Annotated in this window: 12 protein-coding genes and 1 pseudogene; 5 read left to right on the forward strand and 8 right to left on the reverse strand. The window is 57.0% G+C overall.

The window, feature by feature from the left end; translation table 11 throughout:
* The 3 genes and pseudogenes from VIL88_RS02775 to VIL88_RS02785 form a co-directional block, all read left to right on the forward strand.
* Nucleotides 1-248 (forward strand): annotated as a pseudogene (locus VIL88_RS02775) (response regulator); the annotation flags it as partial.
* Between the two features lie 237 nt (nt 249-485).
* Nucleotides 486-3,776, forward strand: a complete 3,291-nt coding sequence (locus VIL88_RS02780) for a PAS domain-containing protein (RefSeq protein ID WP_331985729.1) — start codon at nt 486-488, stop codon at nt 3,774-3,776.
* A 1,433-nt stretch (nt 3,777-5,209) separates the two neighbouring features.
* Nucleotides 5,210-5,563: a DUF4267 domain-containing protein gene (locus VIL88_RS02785; RefSeq protein ID WP_331985731.1), complete on the forward strand. Its 354-nt coding sequence runs from the start codon at nt 5,210-5,212 to the stop codon at nt 5,561-5,563.
* Between the two features lie 54 nt (nt 5,564-5,617).
* Here VIL88_RS02785 and VIL88_RS02790 read toward each other — a convergent pair whose 3' ends face one another.
* The 3 genes from VIL88_RS02790 to VIL88_RS02800 form a co-directional block, all read right to left on the reverse strand.
* Nucleotides 5,618-6,037: a DUF2231 domain-containing protein gene (locus VIL88_RS02790; protein WP_331985751.1), complete on the reverse strand. Its 420-nt coding sequence runs from the start codon at nt 6,035-6,037 to the stop codon at nt 5,618-5,620.
* A 174-nt stretch (nt 6,038-6,211) separates the two neighbouring features.
* Nucleotides 6,212-6,427, reverse strand: coding sequence for a hypothetical protein (locus VIL88_RS02795; RefSeq protein WP_331985733.1), 216 nt, complete (start codon nt 6,425-6,427; stop codon nt 6,212-6,214).
* Nucleotides 6,428-6,521: 94 nt separating this feature from the next.
* Nucleotides 6,522-7,745 carry an NAD(P)/FAD-dependent oxidoreductase gene (locus VIL88_RS02800; RefSeq protein ID WP_331985735.1) on the reverse strand — a complete coding sequence of 408 codons (1,224 nt, stop codon included), beginning with the start codon at nt 7,743-7,745 and terminating at the stop codon, nt 6,522-6,524.
* 406 nt (nt 7,746-8,151) lie between these two features.
* Between VIL88_RS02800 and VIL88_RS02805 the strand changes: the two genes are divergently transcribed.
* Entirely contained in the window at nt 8,152-8,331 is a 180-nt protein-coding gene (locus tag VIL88_RS02805) for a hypothetical protein (protein ID WP_331985737.1), read from the forward strand.
* 209 nt (nt 8,332-8,540) lie between these two features.
* Here VIL88_RS02805 and VIL88_RS02810 read toward each other — a convergent pair whose 3' ends face one another.
* The 5 genes from VIL88_RS02810 to VIL88_RS02830 all read right to left on the reverse strand — a co-directional run bounded on the left by VIL88_RS02810 (nt 8,541) and on the right by VIL88_RS02830 (nt 12,083).
* Nucleotides 8,541-9,059: a DUF488 domain-containing protein gene (locus VIL88_RS02810; RefSeq protein WP_331985739.1), complete on the reverse strand. Its 519-nt coding sequence runs from the start codon at nt 9,057-9,059 to the stop codon at nt 8,541-8,543.
* Between the two features lie 75 nt (nt 9,060-9,134).
* The gene (gdhA, locus tag VIL88_RS02815; protein WP_331985741.1) at nt 9,135-10,490 is read right to left on the reverse strand and encodes an NADP-specific glutamate dehydrogenase; all 1,356 of its coding nucleotides are present in this window, start codon (nt 10,488-10,490) and stop codon (nt 9,135-9,137) included.
* 586 nt (nt 10,491-11,076) lie between these two features.
* Nucleotides 11,077-11,439: a response regulator gene (locus VIL88_RS02820; RefSeq protein ID WP_331985743.1), complete on the reverse strand. Its 363-nt coding sequence runs from the start codon at nt 11,437-11,439 to the stop codon at nt 11,077-11,079.
* A 180-nt stretch (nt 11,440-11,619) separates the two neighbouring features.
* On the reverse strand, nt 11,620-11,814 hold the full coding sequence (locus tag VIL88_RS02825) for a hypothetical protein (protein ID WP_331985745.1): 195 nt from the start codon (nt 11,812-11,814) through the stop codon (nt 11,620-11,622).
* A complete protein-coding gene (locus VIL88_RS02830; RefSeq protein WP_331985747.1) occupies nt 11,811-12,083 on the reverse strand; it encodes a DUF6894 family protein in 273 nt (90 codons plus the stop codon). The genes VIL88_RS02825 and VIL88_RS02830 overlap by 4 nt, the downstream gene beginning before the upstream one ends.
* 219 nt (nt 12,084-12,302) lie before the next feature.
* Here VIL88_RS02830 and VIL88_RS02835 point away from each other — a divergent pair.
* Nucleotides 12,303-12,987: Crp/Fnr family transcriptional regulator (locus VIL88_RS02835; RefSeq protein ID WP_331985749.1), on the forward strand; the 685-nt coding region annotated here is incomplete at its 3' end.

The following is a 12,987-nucleotide window of genomic DNA, read 5'->3' on the forward strand; positions in this document are numbered from 1 at the left end:
AGAGCTTTGAAGCTGTCGTTACCGACATCCGTATGCCCGGATCTCTGTCCGGCTGGGACGTCGGAAAACGGGCACGGGAGCTAAGGCCTGACATCCCGGTTGTCTACTGCAGCGGCGACAAGGGTGGCGATTGGTCCTCTCTAGGGGTTCCCAACAGCCTGATGCTGCTGAAGCCTTTCGCGATGAGCGAACTCGTAGAAGCCGTTGCTCGGCTTGTAACCGAAGCTCCTAGCCATTCTCTGGCATGATGGACGGGGCGCGTCAGCTATGGTCCCGAAGCCATCGCTCCGTTGCGTGCTGCCGATGACCGTGAAGGGGGTGGTGCAGCGAGTACGTTTAGCCACCAATTGCTTGGGCTAGAACCTGCGAGTGCGCTTCCAGTGTAGAGGGTAACGGGCGGTGTCCCCTATTTTTTAATTTGGAACGCGTTAAATCGGTGAACAGCAAGTCAACATCCTGCGCTAGAGCTCACCCCGGAGAAACATGTGACTACGGAGACATCCGGCGTTCCGCGCGCCAGTGCGTTAATCTCCAACTATGATTGGTCGGCTTCTCCCTTAGGAGCTCCTGAGGCCTGGCCGCAGCCGCTCAAAACGCTGGTTGAACTTCTGCTGGCGTCCAACCAGCCCATGTTCGTTGCCTGGGGCCCTGAACGTACTCTCCTTTACAATGATGCATATTCAGAGATCCTTGCATCCAAGCATCCACGAGCCTTTGGAAGCGATTTCCTTGTTGTCTGGGAGGAGATCCGAGCCGATCTGTTGCCCATAGTTGAGCAGGCTTACGCTGGCACGCCAGTGCACATGGACGACATCAGACTTTTGATGTTGCGGAAGGGATATTCCGAGGAGACCCATTTTTCGTTCTCCTACACGCCGGTGCGAGATGAAACTGGTAATATCGCTGGTTTCTTCTGCGCCTGCTTGGAGATCACCGAGCAAGTGCTGACCGAAAGGCGCCAGGTTGCGGAACGTGATCGCCTGAACCGGATGTTCTCTCAGGCACCTGGCTTCCGGGCCTTGTTGGAGGGACCCGAGCATCGCTTCGTTATGACAAACCCTGCCTATCAACAACTGGTGGGACATCGCGATGTTGTCGGCAAGACGGTAGCTGAGACCCTCGAAGATGCTGTTGCTCAAGGTTATCTCGACCTGCTTGACCAAGTCTTCGCCAGGAACGAGGTTTTTGCCGCATCAAGCGCAAAATACGCCGTGCAGGCCAAACCCCAGGGGCCGGTCCAAGAGCGCTATGTGGACTTCGTGTACCAGCCTCTGACCGATGCAGAGGGCAAGGTCGCCGGGATCTACGTCGATGGGATCGACGTCACCGACAGGGTACTCAATGAACACCGGCAGACCTTTCGGCTAAACTTTGAGGAGCGTCTCCGCGGTCTTGTCGAACCGCGAGCGATTATCCAGGCAGCTGTTGAGATGCTGGGGCAGCACCTGGCCGCTGATCGAGTGGGTTACACTGAGATCATCGATGACGCCATTGTTCGCACAACTGGCTCGTACACGATCGAGGGCATGCAGCCGCTGACTGACGATTACCTGCTGAACGATTTTGGTCCCGAGCGGATCGACCAACAGCGCAGGGGCATCGTTGTTGTTGCGGATGACATCCAGGCCGACCCGAACAATGCCGACCCGGTCTGGGCAGCTATCAATACCCGTGGTGTGGTCTCAATACCGCTAGTTCGAGGAGGCAAGTTCGTGGCCTCTCTTTATGTGAACACACGCGAGGCTCGGCGATGGTCGGCCGAGGACGTGTCCTTGATTCAGGAGGTTGCCAACAGAATCTGGGATGCAGGTGAGCGGGCCCGAGCTGAGGCTGCATTGCGTGACAGTGAGGCGCAGTTCCGGCTTATGGCCGATGCAGTTCCCCAAATTATATGGATCACCGATGCCGAAGGCCGCGTCGAATTCATGAACAAGCAGTGGTTTGATTACGTCGGCGAACCGGCCCTTCCACCCACCGCCGATGCCGTGGCGGAAAGCCACATCCATCCAGATGATCAGGCCGCAACAACGGTAGCGTTTGCCGATGCCTTGCGAACGGGATCCACATTCTTGGTGGAACATCGCATCCTATCCGCCAAGGGCGAGTATCGCTGGTTCCTTGTTCGTGGTGAGCCGCACCGGGATCCTCAAACTGGGCAGATACTCCGCTGGTTCGGATCCTCAGTCGACATTCACGACCGTAAGCTGGCTGAAGCGGGACTTCGTAAGCTCAATGATACGCTGGAGCAACGGGTAGCGCAGCGCACTGCCGAACGAGACCGAACATGGGCGCTCAGTCATGATCTGCTCGCAGTCGCCGGCTTCGACGGAATGTTGAAGGGCATCAATCCCGCTTGGACGCGAATTTTGCGCTTCGATGAAGAGACACTTCTGTCCAAGCCATTTTCAGAGTTGATCCACCCGGATGATCTGCCGGCTGCAGTCGCGATTGTTCAGGCCATGCACGATGGCAAGACCACTCAGGAATTTGTCGATCGGCTCCGGACTGCCGATGGAGACTATCGCACCATTTCCTGGACGGCTGTTCCTGAGGGCAACGTATTCTATGCCATCGGCAGGGACATCACTGATCGTCAGGAAATCGAGGAGCAGCTTCGCCAAGCACAGAAAATGGAAGCTGTTGGCCAGCTCACGGGTGGTCTGGCCCATGATTTCAACAATATTCTTGCTGGTATCAGCGGAAGCCTGGAGCTAATGCAGACCAGATTGGCGCAAGGACGGGTCGGGGATCTTGATCGTTATCTGACGGGAGCCGCGGGCGCTGCCAAGCGAGCAGCTGGTCTGACGCAGCGGCTCCTGGCCTTCTCCCGCCGTCAGACTCTGGATCCCACACCAGCCGATTTGAACCAGGTCGTCTCCGGGATGCAGGACCTGATTTCAAGAACTGTTGGTCCCACTATCGCGGTAGAAGCGGTACTCGCTGGAGGCTTGTGGACCGCCTTTGTCGATGTGGGCCAAATGGAGTCGGCGCTGCTCAACCTTTGCATCAACGCCCGTGATGCGATGCCCGATGGCGGCAAGCTCACAATCGAGACAGCAAACCGGTGGCTGGATGTCCGAGCAGCTAAAGAGCGGGGCGTTCGTGCAGGCCAGTACATATCCATGTGCGTCAGCGACACGGGCACAGGCATTTCGCCAGACGTCTTGAAGCGCGTGTTCGATCCTTTCTTCACGACCAAACCGATCGGGCAGGGCACCGGTCTTGGTCTTTCCATGGTTCATGGCTTCGCCGGCCAATCCAATGGCGCTGTTCGAATCTATTCAGAAGTCGGCAAGGGAACGATGGTCTGCATCTACCTGCCGCGACATACCGGGTCGACCAGCAGCGATGCTGCAAGTGACAAGCAAGACATTGCTCCTGCTGCAGCGGAGCATGAAACCATCTTAGTCGTCGATGACGAGCCGCTTGTTCGGATGATCGCTGTCGAAGTGCTGGAGGACCTCGGCTACCGCGTACTTGAAGCTGAAGATGGTCCGAGTGCCTTGAAGCTCCTGCAAACCAGTCAACGCATTGACTTGCTCGTGACGGATGTCGGGCTCCCGGGTGGCATGAACGGGCGTCAGCTGGCCGATGCAAGCCGCGTCCATCGTCCCGATCTCCAGGTGCTGTTCATCACCGGCTACGCAGAAAATGCGGTCCTCAACCACGGCCATCTGGACCATGGCATGCACGTCATGACCAAGCCCTTCGCCAGTGATGCTTTTGGCAAGCGCGTAGGCGATCTAATCGCGGAACAGCGGAGCAGTGAAAGCTGATCGGCGCTATGTGCAAGAACACCTTCTGCCTCACGATCGAAAATAATGATCCAGCGTGAGGGCGCCACTTGAGACCGACCCGGTGTTGCAATTCAAAGCGGAACACCGTCTCTAGCGGCCGTGACGTCCGCTTTGTTGGAACGGCCGAGTAATAGCGGTTTGTCCGCTTCCCATCTGTGGACGCCGATTGTTCTGAATGAACTGAGTGCCACGCCCTTCTGCGACTTGGCTCCTGCCTACTAGACCGGCCCTGGCGAACGGAGACGTGAGCTTGGGCCCATTGGTGTGAAAGGGCGTGCTCGTCTCAGGTGTAGCTTAAGACTTTCTGCGTGACGTTGATCATGGGCATTCGGCAAGGTACGTGGAAGCGTGGGGAAAAGCTAAGCACCGGCCAAGATGTCCGACCTTAACCTTTAGCAAAATTCATGGTGAGCTGTTCGGTCCGGTTCTTGCTCGCGTTTCCTCGGGAGCGGTCCGGCCACGCCAAAAGTGACAAGTCAGGAACCGACCCCTTAGCAGCCGTTCTCTGCAGTTGTAGCCATTCCTGAAAGCGGACACGATGTCGGGTCGCGCGGCTTAAAGAAAGCTCGGCTGCACTGGCGCCGGTACTGCCACCACCAAGCCTGATCAGGTCAGGTGCAAGGCGCTGGAGGAGCGCCTTCGAGGCTCCATGCGGATCATTCGGAGCTGGAATTCCCACCTATGGTCCCTTGGCTGCTTACTTTTTAGCTAATCAGCTTTTGGCTCATGGCTCTTTTGATTGGATATCGGCGACTTGCTGGCCGCTTAGTTCCAGACAGCCCGTAAGCGACCCGTTTAACTCAGGAAATAGATGACGCACAGTATCTGTTTGTAGGCGTTGAGCAAACCAGAAAGAGGTTCTGGTTATGCAGTCTTTGTCTCACATCAAGCACGCACTCGTTCTTGAGGATCAATATCTGGTAGCGGACGATTTGGAGGACCTGCTGAGGCGCAGCGGATGCGATAGTGTGTTTTGCTCCGGCGACCCCAGCACAGCCCTGAATACGATTTTCGATGGCTTGATCGACTTGGCCATCCTCGATGTCAACCTAGACTACGAGTGCTGCCACAAGGTGGCGCTTACATTGGCAGCCGGCCAAGTCCCTTTCATCTATGTGACGGGTCAACACCGGTGCACCAGGCCCGAGCTGCCGGAAGCTCCCTGGGTGAACAAGCCGTACAGAGAAGAGGACGTTCTAGCTGCTATATTGAAAGTTTGCCCATCGGGTGACCTGATGCCTGAGGAAAGCACACTGGCTAATTCCTCGAGTGCGGTGCGATTAACTGGCAACCACGTCCGATCTCAGGCCCTACAAGGTCGATAAACCATGGGGCAAATCTCCGGCCTCGCCTGCCTTCTTTCTTGCGCTAATTAAGAGGGCTCCGTCATGCCTCAACGACTTTGGACTGCGATGACCATGATGTTGGCTTGCGCATTTGCACTTCTAGGTTTGCTTTTCGTGCTGGCACCTGAGCCTGCTTCGGCTCTCTTTGGGATACCCAGCGCTTCACCGGACGCCTATGTACGCGCGCTCGGAATTCGCGACTTGGCGCTCTCGACCTTCATCATTGCTATCGCTCCGGTATCCATTCAGGCGCTCCGGCGCTTGCTTGCAGCCAGCGCGCTGATCCCCGCCGGCGACATCTTCCTGGTTTCGGTTCTCGGCAGTCCCAGCTCAGCATGGCCTCTTATTCTTCATGCAGCGAGCGCAGCAGTGCTCGTTTCGCTGGCCGCGGCCGCCCCAAAAGGTACGCCGCAGTCGTAGATGCGACCAGCCTCAGCTGCGTCAGAGCCTGTAAGCGCCGAAACCTAGGTCCGATCATCGGGGGAGCATGCCGACCCGGTGGCGATAGGAGAGCTCACCCCCCTTCCAGCCGGTGTAGAGGATCAACGCAACTATTGCGATCGACAGCAGCAGGCCCCATGGGACAATGATGTCGTCACCATTGCTCGCCCGCAGCCAGAGGCTCAAAAGAGCCAGGACTACCGCTACGATATTCCCGGACATGTGGCGCCACGCATCTTTGATCGCCCGGATCCGGCTATTGCCGAAGAAGTCCATGAAGCCGGCCACCGCAGCCACTGCTGCCGTGATTATCGCACCGGTCAGTGCACAGAAGCCAGCCGATGCCCAGAATGGATTTTGGCCGCGCCAGAATGCCAAGTCACAGGCAAAAGTCGCCGCAAGGAGGCCGATTGGCAGGGGGATCAACATGGGGTGGAGCGGATGCCCACCGATCTGAACAGTGGTGGAAAGCCCACCAAGATCCTGCGCCGTAGCCTAGCCCTCAGCAAAGTTATCACTGCGGCAGCAATGACGCTGCACCTCTTGCGTTGCAAATCCCAACTTAGGTTGGAGCTGCGACAGGCGCACGACCCCATGAGCCTAAGTCCAATTATTGCAAGCAGCGTGTCAGGAAAAATCCAGTGTGTGCCCCTGATGGATGCTTCTCTCTCCGACGAGCCGCAGAATGAACGGGAACTCATCCTGGGAGGCGCCGGAGCGGATAAGCACGGCCTGAGCTACCTTGCGCACTGGCACGCGAGCGAACCGGCTGTCACTGACAATGAGGTTCTTTTCGATTGCAGCGTCGATGGTTCGAGCCAACGAAACAGGCTTGCTCATCATCTTAGCCTCCTATCATTCAGGATCGCTCATCGGAAGGTGTTGAGCACTAGCAAAGGTTAGGATTGCCTTCTTCGGGTGTGCTGCTCCCCCTTCGCTACCTGATTATGCGAACACCGCGCGCTTTGGTGATGTAGCGCCACAACCACTGCAGGCTGACGAGCGCGCGCTTCTCAAAACTCACAAGCAAGTAGACATGTACGATTGCCCACAGGAACCACGCGACGCGCCCTTTGAGGTGAAAGTGGCCGAAATCAAATATCGCGGCGTGCCGGCCGATGACCGCGGTATTGCCTTTGTTCTTGAAGCGGAAGGGCTCGGCCCGCCTGGTTGACGGCTGTTCCCTCAGGAAGTGTCCAAGATATTCACCTTGCTGCTTGGCGACCTGAGCCAGACCGGGGAGTGGCACCCCATCCTGCATAAACAGAGCAATGTCGCCGAGTGCATAAACACCTTCCAGCCCCTTCACCATCAGCGTCTGGTCCACTGGGATGCGGTTGCTGCGGTCGGTCTCTATGCCGAGCCATTTGGCTGCGGGCGTGGCAGTCACACCGGCGCCCCAGACGACAGTGCCCGCGGCTATGAAGCCTTCGCTCGTTTGAACACCATCGCTGTTTATACCGAGCACCCGTGTCTGGGTTCTGATCTCAACTCCCAAGTCGCCAAGCGCCTTGCGGGAATAGCGCACCAGGTCCTCGGGAAACTGTCCCAGAATGCTAGGGCTGCCTTCGACCAGGATCACGCGCGAAGTGGATGGGTCAACGTTGCGGAACTCTCCAGCCAAGGTCCAGCGTCCGAGTTCGGCAATGGCACCAGCCATTTCCACACCTGTCGGGCCACCGCCAATGACAACAGTGGTCGTAAGCTTGGCCCGTTCCTCGGCGTTGTTGCTCCGTTCTGCCTTCTCAAAAGCCGAGAGCAGCCGCGAGCGGTGTACACGCGCGTTGTCGATCGTTTTCAAGCCTGGGGCAAATTCGGCCCATTGGTCGTTACCGAAATAGGCATATTGCGACCCTGTTGCCAGGATAAGAACGTCGAAGGGGTACCGCGCTCCGTCGTCCATCACAACCTGTCGCTCTGTTGTCTCAACCCCTGCAACGTCCCCCATGATGACTGAGATGTTGCGATGCCGCTTAAGCAGCTTGCGGATCGGTTCGGCTATATCCGCTGGTGACAGCGCCCCGGTGGCGACTTGATAGAGGAGCGGCTGAAACAGGTGGTAGTTGCGCCGATCTATCACAAGTACCTGATGCTCTGATCCACCAAGGCCTTGTGCACACGCTAAGCCAGCGAAGCCGCCCCCGACGATGACGACCTTCATCGACCAATGCTCCGTGGCACGAAAGTGGACACTTTGACCAATACCAAAGCGACTATCCCTAGAAATAAAGAACGAGAAAGGGACTGGCCTTGGCGTACAAGTGTATTCGGGCCAATCGTGCGGGAGCGTACGTGCGCGTTGTTGACAGACCAATCCCGTTGATTGGACAACGTTCCCGGCTATCAACCGGGATATTGGGTAGCCTTGCGCAATTTCCTGGTGCAGATCGTTCTGTTGCAACACGAAGCTAAGGCGCCAACTGTCTATACCCGAGGTTGAAAAGCAGCATCTAATGCAGATCCGCAAGCATGCCTGCGGATCAAAGAGGTTGTTCAACTGGTGAGCTGTTGGATCACAAAGCGACGTGACACGTTCTGCACCTCGTGAACATAGAGGGACAGTGCACATGAGCATTGAATCGAACCAGGATCGAGGCAACTTGAACAAGGCGCAGATCGAGAAGGACAACGCTTCCCATCCCGCACCGGTGAGGCGCAAGGAGGTGCAAAGTCCTGACACTCGCGCCGACTTGCCGGCAGATAACGTGCAGCCCGGGATCAACGAAGCAACGGACGACCCCAATTAAGACTAGACGCTGCGCGGCCCCTGCTGGATGATGCTTGCGCTCAGTGTGGTTGAAAAGCAGTGTCTCAACCGATGGTTCAGCTAGCTGCTGATCTGGAAATGCTGCTTACGCAAACTTCTTCTTCACGTGTTCAGCGATGCGGTTCTTCCTCTTTGAAGGAGGGTGGCAGAGGCGCTCAGCTGATCCTGTCGCTCTGGGCTTGTTTAGGCTCAGGTAAAAGCGCTTTCTTCGTCAAGCACAGCGCTGGGCGTGGTAGTGGCTACCAGCACGGAGCCGAGCGTCATGATATAGGATACCGGAAGTCCTGCGGCCCTTAGGTAGTCAGCGATTTTGCGACGATGGCAGCGCCACCAGACGGCTTCCACAAACATTATCGCGCATGTGTTTGTTTTGCCGAGCTCCTTCGGCTTCAGCAAGCCGCTGCGAAATGCTGGTGATTGAGCATACTCTGCATAGTTCCTGAAGCTCGTGTTCCGCCAAAGAGCGCTGCTTAAGCTTTCAGTTCCTTCTGCCGCCCCCCGCAGTCCGCCCAGTTCCGCAATATGGGTGTTGCCAATCTGGTATGGTTCAAGGGTCTGCCCCAGCCTATCCATGTTGAACTGCAGATTGGTACGTGATCGCGGTATCGTGCAAACGTCAACGAGCAGCTGGATATCAGACTGTCGCAGCAGGATAATCAAATCCTCAAGCGAGCGAGTCGAATGACCGATGGTGAAGAAGGGGTTCATCCGAGGTCTCCGCAAGAAAGAGAGTATGGCCGGTCTCCCAAACATCCGGCGGCGTTTACGTTTGGTATTCTTCCTTCAGATCACGCCCAACGCACGCATTGACTCAGCCACTCTCACGAAGCCTGCGATGTTCGCCCCAAGGACATAGTCACCAGGAGCCCCGTATTCCTCTGCGGTCTTTGCACAATTGTCGTGGATGGTGCGCATGATCTCAGCCAGTCGTGCCTCAGTCTGCTCGAAGCTCCAGCTGTCTCGCGATGCGTTTTGCTGCATTTCGAGTGCCGAAGTGGCAACACCACCAGCATTGGCAGCCTTTCCTGGTGCGAACATCACTCCGGCCTCTTGGAAGAGGCGCACTGCTTCAGGTGTTGAGGGCATATTCGCGCCTTCGCCAACCGCGATCACCTTGTTGCCGACCAGCGTCTTCGCGTCCCGTCCGGTAAGCTCATTCTGTGTCGCTGAAGGCATGGCCACATCACACGGAACATCCCAGATCGAGCCCTCTCCTGCCTTGATGAAGTATGCCCCGCGGCTTTCGCCTTTGAGATCAAGATAATCCGAGATGCGGCCGCGGCGCACTTCCTTGATCTGCTTGAGAAGCTCAAGGTCTATGCCGGCTTCGTCAACGATGTATCCAGAGCTGTCGGAAACCGCGATCACCTTGCCGCCGAAGGATTGGACCTTTTCGACGCTATAGATGGCCACGTTTCCTGAGCCGGACACGACAACCTTCTTGCCGTCGAAACTGTCTTTTTTTGTCGCAAGCATCGCCTGCACGAAGTACGTGTTGCCATATCCAGTTGCTTCAGTGCGCGCCCGAGAGCCACCGTAGAACAAGGCCTTACCGGTCAGCACGCCCGCCTCATAGCGGTTGGTGAGGCGCTTGTACTGGCCGAACATGTAACCGATCTCCCGGCCCCCTACGCCAATGTCGCCGGCCGGGACATCGGTGTATTCGCCGATATGGCGGTGCAGTTCTGTCATGAACGATTGGCAGAACCGCATCACCTCCCCATCGGAGCGCCCACGCGGATCAAAATCGGATCCTCCCTTCCCGCCGCCGATCGGCATGCCTGTCAGTGCATTCTTGAACGTCTGCTCGAAGCCAAGAAACTTGATAATGCCAATATTGACCGAGGGGTGAAAACGGATGCCGCCCTTGTAGGGTCCAAGGGCGGAGTTGAACTGCACGCGGAAGCCGCGGTTGATCTGAACCTGCCCCTTGTCGTCCACCCACGGTACGCGGAAAATGATCTGTCGCTCAGGCTCGCATATGCGCTCGATCAATGCCTGGTCGAGATAGTCCGGCCGCTTAGCTACAACGCGACCCAAGCTCTCGAGAACTTCCCGAACCGCCTGGTGGAACTCAGGTTCACCATGATTTCGGTGAAGCACTTGGTCGAAAATCGTCTGGAGCTTGTCGTCGATCATATTGCCGCCTCAGCTGTACCCTGGATGTCCTGTACCGTTGCTTACGACGTCAGGAGCCAATTGAACAAGGAAAAGGCGGCCTGCCCAAATGAGTGGCAACCGCGTAGTTGGGTGGCGCGCTCGGTGTGCCTCCTAGCCTGCCCCGAACCATCGATCACTGCGTTCTTTCCGCGGGAATCTCGCCCGGCTGCCCTGCCGAACCCGATGACACCATCTAAAACTATCTGCACAGACGAGCCCACAGGTCTGCCTAACTTCCTCTCGCTACCGTCAAGGTCCGTTTTGCCTGTGCTGGGCGCCTAGAAGCTGCCAGTCCGCTAACCACCTTTTCGACGCTGGCGAGACCCTTACCGGACCGACCGGTTACAGGAAATCGAAATGCCTGCCTGAACGGCAGAAAAGGGGCGCGTCGCTGCCAGTCCGCTGCCGACCTCCTTTCAGTCATTCGCGTGCGTGGCAAGCCATCCCGAAAGCTGCCGTTGCCGTCGTTCACGTTCTAAGAGCCATGTACCCTGCCTCAGTGCTGATCTTGGGGACGAGTGGGAGGCCGCCCGAAATGCAGCTGCCGCCTCGCTGAGCGGCTAAGTCAGGCAAGCATCTCGTGCATTGAGCTTAGAACCGCGGTGTGATTGTATGGCTTGCTGAAGAACATGCTGCCGTCCGGTATATCCGTGATCTCGATCATTCGCGCTCCAGAGGTAACGATGATCTTTACAGGTGGCCAGCGATCGCGAACTGCCCCCGCCAGCTTCAATCCGTCCATGGAGCCGGGCATGTCGATGTCAGTGAACATCAGGCGAATGTCGAGGTGAGCGTTGAGCAGGTTGATGGCCGCGTCAGCGTTCATTGCCTCGTAGACTTTGAAGCCAGCAGCTTTCAGTTGGTCTGCGATATCCATCAATATCAGTGCTTCGTCCTCAACGACGAGCACGGCGATCTTTTCGGTCATTGGATGATTGTCCCGCGCTCCTGGGCGGCGCTAAATAGAACGTGCAGATGTGGAGAATGATCCCCTGAGCGGATCAACTATGGCTTACCCCAAGCAGTAGCGACCAAGCGCCTCCGCCCAATTTCCGTGGCCAAACTGCTGAATTGCCGCTGCTACCCGTCGGACGACCGGGACGTTCGCCTACTGCGCAACACCGGCGAAGTGCTGCGCCTTCCCCTCGAACGACGCCTCCAGAAGTTTAGCGTTGTCGTCAGACATTCCGACATATTCGGAGCTGCTCATCCACTCGTCGTGCCACTGCATCAAGTCTGTTTCCGTGACGACAGCGTTCAGCGCCGCCACTGCCTCAGGAAGCTGTATTGCCTTGAGCATCATGTATTTTCCTGCGCTGCGGGCACCAGATTACCAAGCGAACCAGAAACATCCTCAGCACAGAACGAGAGTTTCAAAAGGGTGTTATTTTGCGCGTCGCAGACGAAAAGGTCGAGGCGGCTTGTGTCCCACAATTCCGAGCCTAGGTCCTTGATCATCTCACCCGCAATGCGGATCGCTTGGGTTTTAACCTGTGCCTGTGTGCTGCACTCGATCCCGACCGTGTCGGGCACAAATTGTCCATCCACAACGTGGAAGAAAAAACGGGCCATGCGGTAATCTCCTGATGCGGAGTACCAATGGAAAAGGCGCCACTGTTTCCGAGGAAACTTCGGAACCGCCAAACACCTATAACATGGATTAGACATACTGATGCAGAATAGTGCGTGTTCACGTTAGTTGTGATAACCACAACCTCATCGGATGCCATCGAGTTAGGGCGCAGACGATTGGGAGACGCTGATTGCTCTTGCCCCTAATGGAGAAAGAGCATGGCTTCCGACCCTTACGTGGTGAGGCTCCTGATAGCCCGCCTGCTAAACTATGGCTCAGTTTCTCCGTCAGAGCAGACGCTTCTTGAGCAGTCGGTGAGCCTCGAGCGCGAGGTGCTGCCCGGCGCAGACTTGGTGTCTGAAGGCACGTCTCCCTCTCACAGTACGCTGCTTCTGAGTGGCTTTGCGGCGAGGTACAATGTAAAGCTGGACGGTACCCGCCAGATAACGTCGCTGCATGTGGCGGGGGATTTCGTTGATCTTCATAGCCTGCTTATGAAGCCAATGGACCATGGCATAGTAGCTTTGACGACCTGTCAGGTGGCTTTGTTTCCGCACGAGCGGATGGTGGGGCTGTTGGAGCAGCATCCCGCGATTGCCCGCCTCTTGTGGGTCAACACACTGGTCGATGGGGGCACTCATAGGCGCTGGACGTTTTGCATGGGAAGTTACCAAGCGCACCAGCACCTTGCGCACCTGATATGTGAGCTCTACCTGCGCCTGCAGCAGATCGGTCGCGTTGACGATCACAGCTTCCACCTTCCCTTGTCGCAGGCAACGGTGGGCGAATGCCTGGCCATTACGCCAGTTCACGCCAACCGCGCCGTGCAAAAACTCAGAGCGCGCGGGGAGATCAGTTGGGAGCGGGACCTCGTTACGATCAAGGACTGGGACGGCCTCGTCC

It is taken from the genome of Devosia sp. (assembly GCF_036563435.1).
Classification (GTDB): Bacteria; Pseudomonadota; Alphaproteobacteria; order Rhizobiales; family Devosiaceae; genus Devosia.